Here is a 16,808-nt window from a genome sequence, read left to right on the forward strand (position 1 = left end):
TTCACAACACGGTGCATTTGGTCAGGTCATTTCACACCCATCTGAAACAAGCAAGTATTGGTATGTAAAGGAGTTGGGGGCGATAGCCGATGTATAAGACAGGAATCTGGATACAAGGAACAAAATTTTGCGCAATGACGACCCTAATCCTGTCGTGTACGTATAAAACAGGTGATTGAAATTAACACCCCGTTAAGAGAGTCATCTGCGTCGGAAGGCGAGAATCGAGAGTTTTACGTGACCCCCGTGACAAGAGAATCTGTAACAAGTCGTCAGCTACTGGACCTGCTCAAGCCACATGCCTCGTTTGCGCAGGGACTTGTGATCACCAGCCTGCCCCGCGGTGGTCTGCACATCACGCAGCCGCTGAACGTGTCGGAAACGGTCATGCGAAGCTACGGCGAGGGCCTGCATGCCGAAGATCGACTGTCGTGGCAGGCGATCCTTGGCGGCGAGCCGGTGCGTCTCAGTGATGTTTTCACGGACGAGGCCGCTTCGCGCAACGGCTACGTCAAGAACATCCTCGCCCCGATGGGCATCAAGTACGTCTTGGCGCTGCCGCTTTCCGGACCAGTTCTGGAAGGCTACCCTGGGTCGATTCACTTGCTGCGTACCGCCGAACAGGGCGACTTTACCACCGAAGAAATCGAGACGTTACAGCGTGCCGTGAAGGTGTTTGAGGTTGATCTGGCTGCAGCCAGGCAGGCCCGTCGCACCGGCGCTGCGGCCCACCAGCTGGTAGCGCGTCCGGCCCTGAGCCTTACCGTATTCGATTCGCACCTCAAGCCGCTCACCCCGACAGAGGGCCTGGACGGCGTTGACGAAGGTCTCCGTGCCCAACTGATTGAGCAGGCCCGTCAGCAGTTGGCCGCCCAAAGCGGGCTTGATGTCGATCTGCAGCGCATCACCGTACCCGATAGCCATGGCGACCGGTGGGTGTTCAATCGCGTGGTCTACAAGAAGTATCCCGCGCTCGGCGAAGGCCCCGCCATCTTCTTCTGCCTTCAGCCGGACTGCACCGACTGGAACGGCGTGCGGGTCTCTGACTTCCAGGCGGATCCGGAACTGTCCCGGCTGATCCCGGCCGTCAAGTTCATGTATGCCGAGTACAGCAGGGGCCCGACGCTCACCGAGATCGCCCAGCAGGTGAAGCTAAGCCCGTTCCATTTCCACCGCCGTTTCACCGAATTGCTGGGTATGACGCCCAAGCAATACATGCTGGCCTGCCAGATTCAGCAGTCCAAGTCCGATCTGCTGTCCGGCCAGAAAGAGCTCGCGACCATTGCCAAGGAATGTGGCTTTGCCCACCAAAGCCACTTTACGAGCCGGTTCAAGCAGGCGACCGGCCTGACGCCGACCCGTTGGCGTCGCATGGCCAGTCGTCGGGCTCCCAACGCGGCGGCCGATCAGAACTGATGGCGTTAGATTGCGATCGAAAAAGAGCGATGAGTTCTGAACGCGGGTGTTGTGTGTGCGCACCGGCGTTTCAGAACTCATCGCTCTCTTGATTGGCTCCGGCGTTTCGACTCTGCCTTCACCCTGAATTCAGCTACCACTGCGCCTCTTCGAACGGATTGCTGAGCGCTTTAAGCTTCGGTTTAGGCAGCATCCCCAGCATCGCCTTGACCATGCCGGCGTCGCCGTTGCCGCCGACTCGAACGTTCAAAGCCGAGCCCGTCACCGTCTTAAGTTGCGACGGGTGAACATCCTTCCTGGTTTTGGCTATCTCAAGGAACTTTGCCCGGCTGAAGACCTGTGGCGTCAGCACTTGGACGTATCGCGACGGCAGGTGAGCCGCGACTGCACCGCCGCCTTCATCCAGTTCGAGCAGCGGTGCCTGCAGGGCCGTCGTCAGCGCCACGGCGTCATGCTTCTCCGCGGCTTCCATGAGCGCGTCGATGTCACTGAACGGCACTGCCGGCCTGGCCGCATCGTGCACGATGACGTGCGACGTATCGGCAACGAGTTTCTCGGCCATCGCGACGATCTGGTCGAACCACTTGTTGGTGGTCCATGCCAGCTTCACCCCTGAGAACGCCAGGTGATTACCGAACTTGCGCTTCGCCTCTTCGGCCTGCGCGTTGTCGAATGCCAGCAATACCTGCTTGACGTTGGAGCGATTGAGGAACAACTCCACGCTGCGGAGCAGCGCCTCACGCCCGTCGATCTTGACCGTAGGCCCCGCCGACTCGCCCGACTGCCCCGGCGGCGGGGCGGTGATGATGACAACACTGAACTCAGGCACAAGGACCTCCTGTCTTCAACCCGACAACGGCCGCCGGACGCGCCCTAAACGCGTTGGCCCGGCCTTCCACCCATGATAGGTTCTACCGCCGTCTGATGAGAATTGTACCGGAGGCCGAGAATGTATTTCCGATTCGCCGTTGTCGCGTTGATCGCCGTCTGTTCCGCCGTCATACGCCCGGCCGCGGCACAGCAACCCGCGGCGCAACCGCTCCAGATTCCGCCCAACATCGAGTTCCAGACGGATGTCGTCTACGGCAAGGGCGGCGGAAAGGACCTGACGCTCAATCTCGCCCGGCCGAAGATCATCACTAGTCCGGCACCCTGCATCGTGATTATTCACGGCGGCGGCTGGTCGGGCGGAAAGAAGGAGCAGCACAACGACCTTGCGGTAACGCTCGCCGGCAAGGGGTACGTTGCCGTTACCGTCGGCTATCGGCTTGCCCCAGACGCCGTCTTCCCCGCCCAGGTCAACGATGTGAAATGTGCCGTGCGTTTTCTTCGCAACAGCGCCGACACGTTCAAGCTCGATCCCCGGCGCATCGGCGCGGTCGGCTTTTCCGCCGGGGCACACCTATCGATGCTGCTCGGCGTTACCAGTAAGGACGACGGACTTGAGGGCGACGGCGGGTATGCCGACCAGTCGAGCAGGGTACAGGCGGTTGTCTCGTTCTTTGGCCCCACCGACCTGACCGCGCCCGAAATTTTCCCCGATGTCAGCCCGATACTGAAAAAGTTTCTCGGCGGGACGCTGACCGAGAAGCCCGATCTCTACAAGAAGGCATCGCCGGTCACCTATGTCAGGCGCGATTCGGCGCCGATGCTGCTCTTCCAAGGGACCAATGACATCCTGGTCAACTGGAAACAGGCCATCCGCATGGTCGAGGCCCTGACAAAGAACGATGTCGACGGCCGGCTGGAATTGTTGCTGGGCCTGGGTCATGGCTGGGGCGGTAAGGAACTGATCCGCACCGCCGAGACGACGTTCGCGTTTTTCGAGGAGAAGCTGAGCAAGCCGAAGTTACCGTGAGCGAGATTGTCGTCCCGGCTTTCGGCCTGCGATTCCGCGGCGCGAACGCCGTTTATTCCACATAGCGTGGATAATGGGTCACGCCCGTCGCAAGACACCAGCGTCTTTCCCTGAGACTTCCCCGCAAAACCAGATACAATCGTCCTCGGAGGATTTCATGCTGCGCAAACGCTCGCTTGCCCTGTTCGCCCTGATCATCCCTGCCGCCATGGTGCTCGCCGCGGACAAGCCCCCGGAGAAGCCCAAAGCGCCCGAGAAGCCCGCCAGCGGCAAGCCGGCGAAGGTCGATTTTGTCACACAGATCAAGCCGCTGTTCGACGCCAACTGCGCCAAATGCCACGGCGTCCGCCCGACCAAGGCCTACAGCATGCTCACCAAGGCCAAGGCTTTCACGCCCGGCGAATCGGACGAGCCGCCGATTGTTCCCGGCAAGGCAGACCAGTCGCTGATCGTCTCGCTCATGAAGGCGAAGGATCCCGAAGGCCGCATGCCCCAGAAGAAGCCGGCAATGAAGCCTGCGGAGATTGCGCTGATCGAGCGCTGGATCAACGAAGGGGCAGAATGGCCGGAGAAGGTGCAACTGACACCGCCGCCGGAAGACAAGGAATAGCGTTTTCGTGGCAGGGGCATACCCATGCCCGCGCGCCTGGTGGATAGATTGGGTGGCATGGGCAACGGTACCCCGTACCCGTGTCGAATGTCAGTCGGCGACCGTCACGGGCAAGCGAGTACGCTTGCCCATGCCACCCGACTCAACAGAATTGAGCGGTTGTCGCATGCCATTCGCCGGCGTCTCGCCCGACTGGATTCACGAGTTATCCGAGATCGCCGCTATGACCTTGGCGGATTTCCGCCGGCATGTCGGCGACCAGGCGTTCGCGATGCTCGCCGTCGATTGCCGCCCGGCGGATGGGTTCATCTCCCTGTCGATGCTGCTGTCGGCCGAATCAGCCATCGACCCATCGCTCGCCGATCCCGCCCGGACATCCGCCTGGAAGCACGAAGGACTCGAGCGCAAGACCGGCATGTGGCGGCTGGCGGCGGGGGTCGAGCGGGTGATGCAGGAGACCTATCATTGCGCCGAAGAAGCGGACCGACCGGCGATTGCCGAAGCGTTTGTCGGAGCGTGCCTAAAGGCGATCCACACGGAACGAGTTGCCGCAGAGGTTGAGTGTTTCCTCCTGGCGGAGTCTTTCCGAATCACGTCCTGAAGCTCGTCGGCTGCCTTCCACAACCATGATTGTTCTCACCCCCAAGCAGATCGTCGCCGAGCTCGACAAATACATCGTCGGCCAGGCCGACGCCAAGCGTGCCGTCGCTGTTGCCGTCCGTAACCGCTGGCGACGCCAGCAACTGCCGGAAGACGTCCGCTCGGACGTCTCGCCGAAGAACATCCTGATGATCGGCCCCACCGGCGTCGGCAAGACCGAGATCGCCCGGCGACTGGCCACCCTCACCGGGGCACCATTCGTCAAAGTTGAAGCGACCAAGTACACCGAGGTCGGCTACCACGGGCGGGACGTCGAATCGATGGTCCGCGACCTGCTCGATGTCGGCCTTGCGATGGTGCGAACGGAACTGACCGAGCAGGTAAAGGAGCCCGCCGAGCGACACGTGCAGGAACGGCTGTTGGACCACCTGCTGCCCGAGGGAGATCGGCCATCCTACGGCGAAGACGATGAAGCCACGGCTCGCCGGCAGCGCACGCGCGACAAGCTCCGCCAGCAGCTCGAAGCCGGCGAGTTCGAAGATCGCATGATCGAAATCTCCATCGAAGAGCGCGCCAGCGTGGTCGGCGTGCTCGGCACCGCCGGCATGGAGATGGACCCGCAGATGCAGAAGATGTTCGAGCGCGTCCTGCCCAGCAGCCGCGACAATCGCAAACTCACCGTACGCGACGCCCGGCGGATCCTGTTCGCTCAGGAAGCCGAGAAGCTGATCGACAAGGACCGTGTCACGCGATCGGCGATCGAGCTTGTCGAGCAACAGGGCATTATCTTCATCGACGAAATCGATAAGGTCACCGGCACGGGCAAGGAGAGCGGCCCCGACGTCAGCCGACAGGGCGTGCAGCGTGATTTGCTGCCGATCGTCGAAGGTAGCACCATCGTCACCCGCCACGGGCCGGTGAAGACCGACTACGTGCTTTTCATCGCCGCCGGCGCGTTCCACCAGAGCAAGCCCAGCGATCTGATGCCCGAACTGCAGGGTCGTTTCCCCATTCGCGTGGAGCTGAAAGATCTGACGAAGGACGACTTCGTGCGAATCCTGCGGGAGCCGAAGAACTCGCTGACGAAACAGACCTCTGCGCTGTTAGGCACCGAAGGTCTGGAAGTCACCTTCGCCGACGACGCCGTCGAAGCGATGGCGCAACTGGCGTTCGACGTGAACAAGCGCAGCCAGAACATCGGGGCCCGCCGGCTTTACACCATCCTTGAACGCGTTTTTGAGGCGATCAGCTTTGACGCTCCGGAAATAGCGGACAAGAAGGTGCACATCACCGCCGAGATCGTGCGGCAGCGGCTGGGCGACATCGTTCAGGACGAGGACCTGAGCAAGTTCATTTTGTAACCGCGTTGGTTCGCGAAGTGGTGCCACGGGTCGCCGGTACTCCGGAGACCCGTGTCTTGGCCCAACTCGCACACGGGTCTGCGGAGTACCGCCGACCCGTGGCACCTGAGTCGCAGACCTCGGGGCCTCGGTCGTGATCTCTCTGTGGTTGTCGAACCTTTAGACGGCGTATGATCGCCGCATGATCTCTCCCCGCGAGCTGCGCTTCCATCGCTACGTATTCGTCGCATCAGCGATTTACAACACGATCTGGGGCACCTTCGTCGTGCTCTTTCCGCTGCTTCCGTTTCGCTGGGCGGGCCTGCCCGATCCGAACTATCCCGAACTCTGGCAGTGCATCGGCATGATCGTCGGCGTGTATGCCATCGGCTATGCGTACCTTGCCGCCGACCCGATTCGCTACGCACCTTTCTTGATCGTCGCATTTCTGGGCAAGATCTTCGGTCCGATCGGATGGCTCATTGCCTGGCACAACGACCGCCTGCCCGGGATCACCGGCCTGACGATACTGACGAACGATCTGATCTGGTGGATTCCATACGGACGATTCCTGTGGATGACGATGGGGCCGGGCGCGCGGCAGGGCAGCAGATAACGGTCCCTGGTCTTGGCACTTGTGGTGCAGGCGTCCCGCCTGCCACGCAGAGGGGACAGTCGCGCTGAGCCGGGTTCAATAGTTCCGATTCTTCGTGCCTCCGGGGGGCATCTGGTTACAATCCGGCCGAACCTGCACTTCGGAGCCGCTGAATGGTGCGATTGGCTTTCTTGTTTCTCGTGATCCTGGGCGCACTGGCGGCGCTGGTATCGCTGTTCGTGGGTATGGGGCTCTATCAGGCCGCTAAGCTCCAGGATGCGTCGGTCGCAGCGTCGGCGCCGGTGACCACGCTGCCTTCGTCGCAGCCGTCTGCAACTGCGCAATCAATAGAGCAACGGCCGATCGTTCAGGCGGCTCCTGCGTCATTGCCGGTTCGGCCGATCGCCGATCCGGCTGCCAGGCAGGCCGCTGTTGCCGTGCCTCCTGATCGCCCGGTGGTGCTCTCGGTGAAGGATGCGGTGCTGATCGGTGACGACCTGCGGCTGGATCCGGTCGCGTTGAAGACGGTGATTGATTGGACCAATCGTCGCGACGGGGTGGAATGGACCGCGCAGGTCCCGGCTTCAGGTCTCTATGACGTCGAGATCACTTATTCCTGTGATCGAACCGATGGCGGGGGAGTCTTCACAATTCGTGCCGGTCCCGGCGGTCTCTCGGCGTCGGTCCGGCCCACCGGTAGTTGGGACGACTATCAGAGCCAGTACGCGGGCAAGCTCTATCTTCCGCAGGGCCCGACGCAACTGTTTATGCGCCCGGTGTACATGCTGCCCGGCGGACGATTGATGAATCTTCGCGCGGTAACGTTGAAGTTCGTCAAGCAGATCGACGAGCCCGAGTTTCGCCCGCCGTTCTCGAGGCGGCGCGGGTTCTGATGTTCCACCAGTGGCACGTGCTACGGTAACGGGCGGGTCGCTGGCTGAGTAGCGGTCGCCGGCTGGGTGTCGGCGGGGCGGGTCGTGGTCAACAGCCGGGTGCTCGGTTGCGTGGCGGCCCCCTCCGTCGGCGGTCTTCTCAACTCGCCGATCACTCGCAACAGATTCAGGTATTGAAGCTTCAGGTTGTATTCCTCGCTTGCCAGCTGTAGCTGCGCATTGAGCAACTGGTCCTGTGCGACGAGCCGCTCGAGGTAGATGCCGGTACCCGCGGCGTAGCTGCCTTCGGCGACGTCCAGTGCTTGCTGGGCGGCATCGACGGCGATCCGAAGTTCAACCAGCCGCCTGGCGCTGGTCTGAAGATTCTCGATCGCCGTCGTCGCCTGCTGCAGAATGCGCCGCCGCAGGTACTGCTCGTTCAGTTCCGCCTGGCGAAGCTGTGACATTGCGGTACGAACGTCCGCGTGGATGCGGCCGGCGGTGAAGATGGGCAGGTTCAGCGAGACCAGCGCGTTCCAAAGGCTGTTCTCGGGGCTGCTCTGGCGCGACAGGTAATAGTTGAAGTTGACGCTGATCGAGGGGTAATACTGGCCGATCGCCCCCTGAACATTCTGGCCGGCGGCCCGAACCGCGGCACGGGCGGCGACCAGGTCCTGGCGGCTGGCTTCTGCCCGTTCCATCGTTGCTTCGAGGTCGACCGGCTCAGGGGGAACTTCCAGTCGATCGACCAGCGGCGCGCCCTTCGTCGGTGCATCGATCAAAAACGCCAGCAGCGTGCGGGAATTGCGCACATCAGCCCGTGCCGATGCCAGTTGCGCGCGGGTGTTTGCCGCCTGTGCTTCGGCCTGGGCGACATCCAGCTTTCGCGCCGAGCCGACCCGGTCGCGGGCTCGCATTTCGGACACGCGGGCGTTCTGAATCTGGCTGCTGCTTTCCAGCACACGCACCGTCGCCTCGCTGCGCAGCACCTGGTAGTAGGTGCTGGCGACGTCCAGCATGACGGTCGCCTTGAGGTCCAGAAGTAACGCCTTGAATCGGTCGATGTCCGCCCCGGCCCGGCGGATGTTCGCGACATCGCGGAAGCCGCGAAACACGTTGACGTTGGCATTCACCGGCACGTCAAGTCGGCCGTCGCCGGTGGAGAGGGAGGACCGGTTGAGCAACTCGTTTGGGTCGGCGGTCCCGCCGCCGCTGACCCTCCGTCCGCCGCTGTCGTCGTCGGCATCGGCGATGGAGTAGCTGGGAACGAGGGTAATAGTGGGAAAGAAATTGACCGCCGCTCGATCCTTGTCGATCAACGCCTGCACGTAATCTTCGCCGGCCAGTGCGAGTTGTTCGTTGTGTTGATTGGCCAGTTGCAACGCCGTCGTGAGCGTCAGGGGCTCGCCGACGGCATACTCGGTCGGCCGGGTATCCGGGCCGTCGAGCACCTGACGGTAGAGATCGATCTCTTTCTGCCTGTCGATCGCGCAGCCGCCGGCAACAACGCCGGCCAGCGCAAGCAAGGGCAGGGCAACGACCACTCGGGGCCGCAGCAGCGGCCTTGAGAAGTGCCGAAGGATTCGCGCGTATAGAGCAGCAACATCAGAACGCATTCGTTTCCTCTTCCGCCTGCGGGGCACAACTTGCGATGCACTATTGCGGTTTGCCGCACGGACGCTTGATGATTCCATGCCCGATCAGGCGATACACTTGTGCCGCAACCTCTCGCTCGCCCAAGTCGCGAGGGCCGAACAGCATGATCGACCGCACCATGCCGCCCAGGCAGGCGGCCGTCATCTCCGGATTCTGGTCCGTCAGTTCGCCGTTCTCGACGCCCCGCCGGATGGTGTTGGCGATCAGTTCCATGAACTCCTGGCGTTTGGCCTTCCATTCGCCGGCATGCAGACGCTTGATCTCGCCGACGTTTCGCATCATTTCGAACAGGTGCGGGTGTGCGAACGCGAAACCGACCAGCGCATCGACGGCGCGGCGCAAAGCCTCGGCCGCCGGGAGAAGCGAGCCGTCAGCGGCGGTCGCGGACAACTCGCGCCGCAGGTTCTCGACGAGCCGTTCGAACCCGTCGTAAATCAGCGAAATGTAGAGGTCTTCCTTGTTGTCAAAATAGACGTAAAGGGTTCCCTTGCCGAGGTGCGCCTCGGCGGCGATGTCGTCCAGGCGGACCTTGTGAAAAGGGCGCGCCGCGAACATCTTCGCCGCGGTGGCGACGATGAGCTGGCGTTTCTTTTCGTCGGGTCGCTGCATGATTCAGAGGGGTGATTGCCAGACCGGGTTGAGCGATCTATACTCCGGCTGTCAAAACCGACTCGTCAGTATTGGCCGGATTGTATTGCGGCTGGTGTGGCGAGTCAAAGCAGTCACCGCCATGCCCACGCCGACGCCGTCCCGGTGATTCGACAAAGCCGTCTGACCTCAAACCTTCCAGCCCTATGCCCCATCCCAAAGTAACCGTCCTGCGAAATCCCCGGCGATTGCTCCTCGCGACCGCCACGGCCGTTTCCCTGGTTCTGGGGGCGGCGGTGGCGTCGTCGGTTGTCGGTTGCGGGGAGAAGGGCGGCGGTGGCGCGGGTCCCGCCAAGCCGGCAGCCGCCGTCCCCATCACCACTGGCCAGGCGCGACTCGGTCAGGTTCAGCGGACCGTACAGGTCGTCGGCGACCTGCACGGCGAAGAGGACGCGACCATTTCCAACAAGGTCCCGGGCCGGCTGATCGCGATTTATAAGGATGTCGGCGATCGCGTGGAGCCCGGCGAGCCGCTCGCCCAGCTGCTGCGCAACGACTACCTGCTCAGCGTGCAGCAGAAGCGATCGGCCCTGCTCGAATCGCTGGCCAAGCTCGGTGTGAACGATGTTCCTGGCGACGGATTTGATGTCGGCGGGCTGCCGGCCGTCCGCCGTGCCAAGCTGCAGTCCGAGAATGCCGAAGCCAAGTTCAATCGCGGGAAGCAGCTGTTCGACCAGAAGCCGCCACTGATCAGCCAGCAGGACTACGAAGATCTTAAAACCGGATACGACGTCGCCAAAAGCAACCTGGAGGTCGAGACGGCAACCGCACAAGGACTGATCGGCGAAGCGCGAACCCGCCTGGCCGACCTGCGCGTGGCCGAGCAGGCGCTGAGCGATAGCACCATCAAGGCCCCCAGCGATACCTATGCCAGCCCCAATACCGACCCTACGACGCGTCCCGGCCCCGCCGTGGCGGCGCTGACCGAGGTTGCCACAGAGCCTGCCAGCCGACCGGCGGCGACGCCCGGCAAAACGGGTCGGTACTTCGTCGCCCGCCGCTTCGCGTCGCTCGGCGAGCTGGCGTCGGCGATCACGCCGATGTTCCGACTCGTGGACGATGACCCCCTCAAGCTCAAGGCCGCCGTTCCCGAGCGGTACTACCGCGAGCTGGCGATCGGCCAGCCGGTGAAGGTGCGGATCGACGCCTACCCCGACGCTTTCAGCGGCCAGGTGACCCGCATCAGTCCCCAGGTGGATGAGGCGAACCGGACGTTCCCGATCGAGGTGCAGATTCCCAATACCGACCGCAAGCTGCCGCCGGGCGCCTTTGCCCGTGCCACGATCGATACGCGAATGGAAGAAAATGTGGTGCTGATCCCGGCGGCGGCGGTCGTGTCGTTCGCCGGTGTGGACAAGGTGTTTGTCGTCAATGAAGGCAAGGTGAAGGAAGTTCAGGTCAAGCTCGGCGATCGCATCGGCAGCGAGTACGAGATTCGCCAGGGGCTCAAAGGCAAGGAAGTCCTTGCCACCAGCGGCACCAGCCGGCTGGCGACCGGCGTCGCTGTACAGGTCAAGCCTGCGACACAGCCAGCCACGCAACCGCAGTTGAAGGATCAGTGACGACGGAAGATTCCGTGCGGGGGTTTCGTGCTGCCGTCTCAGTTCAACCTTCCGCTGATCCCCGACGTCTGAATCCCGCACAACACTACGTTTCGAGGTCGCCGTATGACCCTCCCCGAAGTTTGCATCCGTCGTCCCGTCTTCACGACGATGCTGATTCTCTTCCCCGTGGTCGTGGGCGTGCTCAGTTACGTCAGGATGGGGACCGACCTGTTCCCCAATGTCGATCTCCCGATCATCACCGTTTCGGTGACGCGCCCCGGTGCGAGCGTCGAAGAGATGGAGACCGGCGTAACGAAGAAGATTGAAGACGTCGTCAACACGGTCTCGGGAATTGAAGAACTTCGAAGCACCACCAGGGAGGGTGTCGCCAACATCACGGTGCAGTTCGTACTCGAGAAGAACCGCGACGTCGCCCAGCAGGAGGTGCAGGGCAAGATCAATACCATCCTCTCCAGCCTGCCGACCGGCACCGAGACGCCCGTGGTCGACAAGTTTGATGTGGACGCCAGCCCCGTGCTCACGCTCGCCATCTCCGCCGACCGCGACCTGAAAGAGCTCACGGAGATCGCGGACAAGCAGATCAAGGATTCGCTCAGTGCGCTCAACGGCGTCGGCCAGGTGCTGCTGGTAGGCGGGCGGCAGCGGGCCATTCAGGTGTCGATCGATACGAACAAGCTGGAGGCCTACCACCTGTCGATCGAGCAGGTGCGTCAGGCGCTGGCGTCGCAGAATCTGGAACTGCCGGGCGGACGGGTGGATCAGGGGACGACCGAACTCATCCTGCGCACGCGCGGACGCATCACCGACTCGCGCGATTTCAATGACGTCATCGTCGGTGCCGCCAAGGGGCAGCCCATCCGCATCCGCGATATTGGCACGGCCCAGGACAGTATCGAAGAGCCTCGTTCGCTCGGTCGGCTCGACGGACGGAACGCCGTCCTGCTGGTGGTACAGAAGCAGAGCGGCACGAACACCGTCGCCGTGATCCAGACGGTCAAAAAGCGCCTGGAAGCACTCGAATCATCATTTGCACAGACCGGCCGCGGCGACATCGCGATGCAGGTGATCCGCGATCAGTCGCGGTTCATCGAATCGTCGCTGCACGAGGTGAAATTCCATCTCGTCATCGGTGCATTCCTGGTGGCACTGACGATTCTCCTGTTCCTCCGCGACTGGCGGACCATGTTGATCGCCGCGACGAGCATTCCCGTATCGCTCATCAGCACGTTCATGGTGATGAACTGGCTCGGCTTCACGCTGAACAACATCACGATGCTGGCGCTGGTCCTGGCGGTCGGCATCGTGATCGACGACGCCGTCGTCGTGCACGAAAACATCTTCCGCTGGATGGAAGAGAAGGGTTACAGCGCCCGCGAAGCGTCGCTCTATGCGACGAAGGAAATCGCGATGGCGGTACTGGCGACGACCTTTTCGCTCGTGGTCATCTTCCTGCCGATCGCCTTCATGAGCGGCCGGGTGGGGCGGTTCTTCTTCAGTTTCGGTGTGACGACGGCGGTCGCGATCCTGGTGTCGATGCTGGTGAGCTTCACACTCACGCCGATGCTCTGCTCGCGGTTCCTCAAGCTCTCGAAGCACGCGAAGGAACTGGGCGCGGCTCATCACAGCGGCGGGTTCTACGGCAGGTTTGTCGAGAGGCCCTACTTGTGGGTCCTGCAGTGGTCGATGCGCCATCGCTGGGCCGTTGTGCTCGCGGCGGTGGTGACATTCATCAGCATCGTTCCGCTGTTCTTCCTGGTGGGCAAGGACTTCCTTCCCAAGGACGACCAGAGCGAGTTTGAGATTGCCATAACCACCCCGGCCGGCTGGTCGCTGGAGCAGGTCGACGGCTTGTTTCGAGGCATAGAAGAGGAGATGCGGACCTGGCCCGAAATTACCAACGTCCTGACGACGGTCGGCGACACCACCGGTCGGGTTTCCAAAGCCGCCGGTGATGTCACCAAAGGCACGATCTATGTCCGGGTGCAGGATCTGGTCGGGCGCAAGAAGGTCGACAACAAGACCTGGGATCAATGGCAGGTTATGGCCCGCGCCCGCAAGCTGATGGCCCGGCATCCGGACGTCCGATCGAGCGTGCAGTTGCCGCAGGCGATCGCCAGCGGCACGGTCAACGCCGACGTCGAATTCACCCTCGTCGGGCCCGAGTTGCAGAAACTCAATGACTATGCGGACGTGCTGATTGAGAAACTGCGGCAGAATCCCGGTCTGGCCGACGTCGATACGACGCTCGCTCTGCGCAAGCCCGAGATTCAGGTGGACATTGATCGAGACCGGGCCAGCGATCTTGGCGTGAACGTTCGAACCATCGCCAGCACACTCCAAGTGCTTGTCGGCGGAGAGGTGGTTTCAGACTACAAGGACCCGAAGGTCGGAGAACTCTACGACGTCTGGCTGCGGGCGAGAGATTTCAACGCAGAGTCATTGGAGCGACCCGCAGACCGAATCGGCTTTGCTGGAAACCAGCAGACCATCTTCAACCTGACCGTGCCATCAACCCGCCAGGGTGCCTTGATCAAGATCGGCAGTGTCGCGTCGTTGAACGAAGATCCGGGTCCGGCGCAGATCGACCGATACGCCCGGCAGCGAAAGATCACACTGGTCGCCAACCTCGCCCCGGCGACCGATGGCAAACCGGCGTACAGCACGGATCAGGCGATCAAGGCGTTTATCGAAGCGTTCGAAACGGTGGACAAGCGGGCTGACGGCACATTCGGTCCGGCCCCGGCCGACTACGAACTGATCGCCAGCGGGCGAGCCAAGACACAGGGAGAGTCGAACAACGCGTTCGGCGTGGCGCTCGTGCTGTCGCTGGTGTTCATGTACATGATCCTGGCGGCGCAGTTCGAGAGCTTCATTCACCCGATCACGATTCTGCTCGCCGTGCCGTTGACGATTCCGTTCGCGTTGCTGTCGCTGATCCTGCTGGGTCAGGCGCTCAACATTTACTCGATCCTGGGCGTGTTTCTCCTTTTCGGCATCGTGAAGAAGAACGGCATTCTGCAGGTCGATTACACCAACGTGCTTCGCGACCGGGCGAAGGAAGACGCAGCGGTCGTCCCGGCGCCGTACGGTCTTGTCAACGCCGAAGGACAGCAGGCGGTGTCTGTCGGCGGCGCGCATCCTTCACCGAATGGGTGGGAGCGGTTCGTCGGCTCACAGCGGATTGAAAAACGGACGCGGCTCTGGGCGATCATGGAAGCGAACCGCACCCGGCTACGGCCGATCCTGATGACGACGCTGATGCTGATCGCCGGCATGGTGCCGATCGCACTGGGCGAGGGCCCGGGCGCGGGCAGCCGGGCGTCGATGGCGAAGGTCATCGTTGGAGGGCAGGCGCTGAGCCTGCTGCTGTCTCTGCTGATCACGCCGGTGGCATACTCGCTGTTCGACGACCTGTCGCTCTGGTGGCGTCGAAAGTCGAAGTCCTCCTCATCGGACGCCGCGGCGGCGGGCTTCCCGATATCCGCCGATCGACTCGGTCAGCCGGTCCGGTGAAATTGATGCGTGATTACTTGAAGGTAGATAAGACTGCAGCGATAATATAATTTCAGATTTTGTACTTGCATTCTGCATGGCTCTGGGAATAATCTTAGACGCGGCAGAGAAGTGCCGATATAGATAGTGCTCGCGGGTCGTGCCTCGCGAGATGCTTCGCGACGAGTTAGTTCGCAAGAGGAAAGTTGTCTTCCGTGTTCACGAATCGAGCCATGTTCGCCACTTGTCGTTCAACGCGAGATATGCGTTCGAGCGAGGGTGTTCTGCGCTATCGTGATGAACGTGGTGTCATGGCCTCGGGCCTGAAGGTGCAGGCCGCAGGGACATCGATCGATTCGGGATTCGCGGCCACGTATTTCTCGGCGGATCGAATCTCGGCCGCCCGCGATAGCGAACGTAAGTTTAATGAAATCAAGACCATGTGGTCTGATCGAGCATAGCTCCCCGCCTCGTCCGGCCGGGAGTTCTTCCCGGCTGAAAGATCTGTTTTTTCAATCCTGGAAGAGCTCCGCGTGACTTGGACCTTGGCCCCTTGGTCTTGGCCTCGTGCTGTCGCGTTGCCGTCTGATGTCTGCGCCCATTGCTGCGGCCTGGGCGTCGGATCTGCGCCTGGCAGGCCCTGGTGGTCGCCGGCGGTGGTGGCCTTATTGCGCTGGAAGCTCAGCGGCTGAGCACTCGCCTGATAAGCGAGAGGCCGGAGGTTCGAATCCTCCACGGCGCATGAACAGTCATTTGTCGGCACACGATTTGGCGTCGTGCATAGTTGTATATCGCGCCGGTAGCTCAGCGGAAACATAAAGCTTCCATGCTTTATCAGAGCCGCGGTCTTCGAAGCCGTGGGTCGGAGGTTCGAATCCTCCCCGGCGCAGTACCGTCGCGCCTGTAGCTCAACCGGAAGAGCCGCCGCCTTCTAAGCGGCGGGTTGCAGGTTCGATCCCTGCCAGGCGTATGAGGCGTCGGTGGCGTCGCGTTCGCCATGAAATGACTGTATCTGATGGCGTTGCACTTGTAGCTCAACTGGCAGAGCCACCGCTTTTTAAGCGGAGGGTTGCAGGTTCGACTCCTGCCGGGTGCATGAAAGGGTAAGTCGCGTTGATCGTGTCGCACTTGTAGCTCAATCGGCTGAGCCGCCGTCTCTTAAACGGTGGGGTGCAGGTTCGAATCCTGCCGGGTGCATGAGGAGCGGCGAGCGTTTGCCGCTAACGCTGGGGGCGGCTGGCCTTCGAGCGTCCGTCTCTTTGTGGTGATCTCAGATTCAAAGACCTGTTGCGGAAGCTCAACCGGATGAGCACCGGCTTGCGAAGCCGGAGGGTGAAGGTTCGATCCCTTCCCGCAACGCTGTGGCGACGCCGTACAGCGTCAGATAGGAGTCGTTCCCATGAGTTGCGATGGTTCATCATTCGATGGCAGCACGGAGGGTACGCCCAATCGGCAGGGCACCCGTCTCGAAAACGGACGGCTTCGGCCATGAGGGTTCGACTCCCTCACCCTCCGCATTGTCGAACTCGCAGAGATGTCGAGGTCCAGGCGTCGTCGGTTGTCGCGGTGTGGTCGTCCGTCGTTCAGAGGCGGCGGGCGTGCGATCCGATCACCCGACGATTCTGCCTCAGGTTACGGAGGGTTGGCAGAGTGGTAATGCACCGCGGTGCTAACGCGGAATCCCCCCTGGGGATGGGAGGTTCGATTCCTCCACCCTCCGTTGAACGTGTGCAAGGCGAAAGCCATGGTTCGTTAGCTCAGTGGCAGAGCACCCGGTCGTCACCCGGAAGGCCGCGGGTTCAATTCCCGCACGGACCGCTTGATTCAACAGTTCCGCCGGCGGACGAGGGGACCGCCGTGCGGAAGAAGCGACGGGCGTCGCTGGATACGGGCCGCTGGTGTAGGCGGTATGCACGGCGGACTGAAGATCCGCAGGGACAGGTTCAACTCCTGATCGGCCCATGGTTTGGAACTGATGCCGCGGTAGCTCAGTTGGGAGAGCGCCGCCCTCGTAATGCGGAAGTCGCCGGTTCGACCCCGGCTCGCGGCTCTTGGATGTGTGATCGGTGCGTAGCTCAAAGGCAGAGCGACGGCCTCATAAGCCGAAGGTGCTGGTTCGAGTCCAGTCGCACCCATGTGGTTTGACCGGTGGATCG

13 protein-coding genes and 12 tRNA genes are annotated in these 16,808 nt (G+C 62.0%); 22 read left to right on the forward strand and 3 right to left on the reverse strand.

Annotated features, from left to right (window positions below):
* Nucleotides 1–246 precede the first annotated feature (246 nt).
* Nucleotides 247–1,416, forward strand: coding sequence for a helix-turn-helix domain-containing protein (locus tag IPV69_RS16605; RefSeq protein ID WP_206290808.1), 1,170 nt, complete (start codon nucleotides 247–249; stop codon nucleotides 1,414–1,416).
* Nucleotides 1,417–1,549: 133 nt separating this feature from the next.
* Here IPV69_RS16605 and IPV69_RS16610 read toward each other — a convergent pair whose 3' ends face one another.
* Nucleotides 1,550–2,245 carry a 2-C-methyl-D-erythritol 4-phosphate cytidylyltransferase gene (locus tag IPV69_RS16610; RefSeq protein WP_206290809.1) on the reverse strand — a complete coding sequence of 232 codons (696 nt, stop codon included), beginning with the start codon at nucleotides 2,243–2,245 and terminating at the stop codon, nucleotides 1,550–1,552.
* A 120-nt stretch (nucleotides 2,246–2,365) separates the two neighbouring features.
* Here IPV69_RS16610 and IPV69_RS16615 point away from each other — a divergent pair, with 120 nt between their 5' ends.
* The 6 genes from IPV69_RS16615 (at nucleotide 2,366) to IPV69_RS16640 (ending at nucleotide 7,312) form a co-directional block, all read left to right on the forward strand.
* On the forward strand, nucleotides 2,366–3,274 hold the full coding sequence (locus tag IPV69_RS16615) for an alpha/beta hydrolase (RefSeq protein ID WP_206290810.1): 909 nt from the start codon (nucleotides 2,366–2,368) through the stop codon (nucleotides 3,272–3,274).
* A gap of 157 nt (nucleotides 3,275–3,431) precedes the next feature.
* Nucleotides 3,432–3,884: a c-type cytochrome domain-containing protein gene (locus IPV69_RS16620; RefSeq protein ID WP_206290811.1), complete on the forward strand. Its 453-nt coding sequence runs from the start codon at nucleotides 3,432–3,434 to the stop codon at nucleotides 3,882–3,884.
* 166 nt (nucleotides 3,885–4,050) lie between these two features.
* Complete coding sequence (locus tag IPV69_RS16625; protein ID WP_206290812.1) at nucleotides 4,051–4,485, forward strand: hypothetical protein; 435 nt, start codon at nucleotides 4,051–4,053, stop codon at nucleotides 4,483–4,485.
* Between the two features lie 25 nt (nucleotides 4,486–4,510).
* Entirely contained in the window at nucleotides 4,511–5,845 is a 1,335-nt protein-coding gene (hslU, locus tag IPV69_RS16630) for an ATP-dependent protease ATPase subunit HslU (RefSeq protein WP_206290813.1), read from the forward strand.
* Nucleotides 5,846–6,026: 181 nt separating this feature from the next.
* On the forward strand, nucleotides 6,027–6,440 hold the full coding sequence (locus IPV69_RS16635; RefSeq protein ID WP_206290814.1) for a hypothetical protein: 414 nt from the start codon (nucleotides 6,027–6,029) through the stop codon (nucleotides 6,438–6,440).
* 152 nt (nucleotides 6,441–6,592) lie between these two features.
* Nucleotides 6,593–7,312 carry a carbohydrate-binding protein gene (locus IPV69_RS16640; RefSeq protein WP_206290815.1) on the forward strand — a complete coding sequence of 240 codons (720 nt, stop codon included), beginning with the start codon at nucleotides 6,593–6,595 and terminating at the stop codon, nucleotides 7,310–7,312.
* A 20-nt stretch (nucleotides 7,313–7,332) separates the two neighbouring features.
* Here IPV69_RS16640 and IPV69_RS16645 read toward each other — a convergent pair whose 3' ends face one another.
* Both IPV69_RS16645 and IPV69_RS16650 read right to left on the reverse strand, forming a co-directional pair.
* On the reverse strand, nucleotides 7,333–8,907 hold the full coding sequence (locus IPV69_RS16645) for a TolC family protein (RefSeq protein WP_206290816.1): 1,575 nt from the start codon (nucleotides 8,905–8,907) through the stop codon (nucleotides 7,333–7,335).
* 40 nt (nucleotides 8,908–8,947) lie between these two features.
* Nucleotides 8,948–9,556 (reverse strand): TetR/AcrR family transcriptional regulator, encoded by a 609-nt coding sequence (locus IPV69_RS16650; RefSeq protein WP_206290817.1) that lies wholly within the window; start codon nucleotides 9,554–9,556, stop codon nucleotides 8,948–8,950.
* Between the two features lie 185 nt (nucleotides 9,557–9,741).
* On the opposite strand from IPV69_RS16650, the gene IPV69_RS16655 reads away from it, so the two are divergent.
* The 15 genes from IPV69_RS16655 (at nucleotide 9,742) to IPV69_RS16725 (ending at nucleotide 16,787) form a co-directional block, all read left to right on the forward strand.
* Nucleotides 9,742–11,157: an efflux RND transporter periplasmic adaptor subunit gene (locus tag IPV69_RS16655; RefSeq protein WP_206290818.1), complete on the forward strand. Its 1,416-nt coding sequence runs from the start codon at nucleotides 9,742–9,744 to the stop codon at nucleotides 11,155–11,157.
* 105 nt (nucleotides 11,158–11,262) lie between these two features.
* Entirely contained in the window at nucleotides 11,263–14,673 is a 3,411-nt protein-coding gene (locus tag IPV69_RS16660; RefSeq protein WP_206290819.1) for an efflux RND transporter permease subunit, read from the forward strand.
* A 212-nt stretch (nucleotides 14,674–14,885) separates the two neighbouring features.
* A complete protein-coding gene (locus IPV69_RS16665; RefSeq protein ID WP_206290820.1) occupies nucleotides 14,886–15,113 on the forward strand; it encodes a hypothetical protein in 228 nt (75 codons plus the stop codon).
* A gap of 208 nt (nucleotides 15,114–15,321) precedes the next feature.
* Nucleotides 15,322–15,395, forward strand: a tRNA-Ile gene (locus tag IPV69_RS16670).
* A 50-nt stretch (nucleotides 15,396–15,445) separates the two neighbouring features.
* A tRNA-Arg gene (locus IPV69_RS16675) sits at nucleotides 15,446–15,541 on the forward strand.
* 8 nt (nucleotides 15,542–15,549) lie between these two features.
* Nucleotides 15,550–15,622 (forward strand) — tRNA-Arg (locus tag IPV69_RS16680).
* A 53-nt stretch (nucleotides 15,623–15,675) separates the two neighbouring features.
* A tRNA-Lys gene (locus IPV69_RS16685) sits at nucleotides 15,676–15,748 on the forward strand.
* A gap of 28 nt (nucleotides 15,749–15,776) precedes the next feature.
* Nucleotides 15,777–15,849, forward strand: a tRNA-Lys gene (locus IPV69_RS16690).
* A gap of 89 nt (nucleotides 15,850–15,938) precedes the next feature.
* A tRNA-Arg gene (locus IPV69_RS16695) sits at nucleotides 15,939–16,011 on the forward strand.
* Between the two features lie 75 nt (nucleotides 16,012–16,086).
* Nucleotides 16,087–16,167 (forward strand) — tRNA-Ser (locus IPV69_RS16700).
* Between the two features lie 121 nt (nucleotides 16,168–16,288).
* Nucleotides 16,289–16,372 (forward strand) — tRNA-Ser (locus IPV69_RS16705).
* 26 nt (nucleotides 16,373–16,398) lie between these two features.
* A tRNA-Asp gene (locus IPV69_RS16710) sits at nucleotides 16,399–16,470 on the forward strand.
* A gap of 71 nt (nucleotides 16,471–16,541) precedes the next feature.
* Nucleotides 16,542–16,614, forward strand: a tRNA-Phe gene (locus IPV69_RS16715).
* A gap of 15 nt (nucleotides 16,615–16,629) precedes the next feature.
* Nucleotides 16,630–16,702, forward strand: a tRNA-Thr gene (locus IPV69_RS16720).
* Nucleotides 16,703–16,716: 14 nt separating this feature from the next.
* A tRNA-Met gene (locus IPV69_RS16725) sits at nucleotides 16,717–16,787 on the forward strand.
* Nucleotides 16,788–16,808: the final 21 nt, after the last annotated feature.

The organism is Humisphaera borealis, assembly GCF_015169395.1.
Taxonomy (GTDB): domain Bacteria; phylum Planctomycetota; class Phycisphaerae; order Tepidisphaerales; family Tepidisphaeraceae; genus Humisphaera; species Humisphaera borealis.

Excerpts from the sequence above, each read along its gene's own strand:
- IPV69_RS16615 (WP_206290810.1), top strand. The coding sequence starts at position 2,366 with ATGTATTTCCGATTCGCCGTTGTCGCGTTGATCGCCGTCTGTTCCGCC.
- IPV69_RS16655 (WP_206290818.1), top strand. The coding sequence starts at position 9,742 with ATGCCCCATCCCAAAGTAACCGTCCTGCGAAATCCCCGGCGATTGCTC.
- IPV69_RS16645 (WP_206290816.1), bottom strand. The coding sequence starts at position 8,907 with ATGCGTTCTGATGTTGCTGCTCTATACGCGCGAATCCTTCGGCACTTC.
- IPV69_RS16665 (WP_206290820.1), top strand. The coding sequence starts at position 14,886 with ATGTTCGCCACTTGTCGTTCAACGCGAGATATGCGTTCGAGCGAGGGT.
- IPV69_RS16650 (WP_206290817.1), bottom strand. The coding sequence starts at position 9,556 with ATGCAGCGACCCGACGAAAAGAAACGCCAGCTCATCGTCGCCACCGCG.
- hslU (WP_206290813.1), top strand. The coding sequence starts at position 4,511 with ATGATTGTTCTCACCCCCAAGCAGATCGTCGCCGAGCTCGACAAATAC.
- IPV69_RS16625 (WP_206290812.1), top strand. The coding sequence starts at position 4,051 with ATGCCATTCGCCGGCGTCTCGCCCGACTGGATTCACGAGTTATCCGAG.
- IPV69_RS16620 (WP_206290811.1), top strand. The coding sequence starts at position 3,432 with ATGCTGCGCAAACGCTCGCTTGCCCTGTTCGCCCTGATCATCCCTGCC.
- IPV69_RS16640 (WP_206290815.1), top strand. The coding sequence starts at position 6,593 with ATGGTGCGATTGGCTTTCTTGTTTCTCGTGATCCTGGGCGCACTGGCG.
- IPV69_RS16635 (WP_206290814.1), top strand. The coding sequence starts at position 6,027 with ATGATCTCTCCCCGCGAGCTGCGCTTCCATCGCTACGTATTCGTCGCA.
- IPV69_RS16660 (WP_206290819.1), top strand. The coding sequence starts at position 11,263 with ATGACCCTCCCCGAAGTTTGCATCCGTCGTCCCGTCTTCACGACGATG.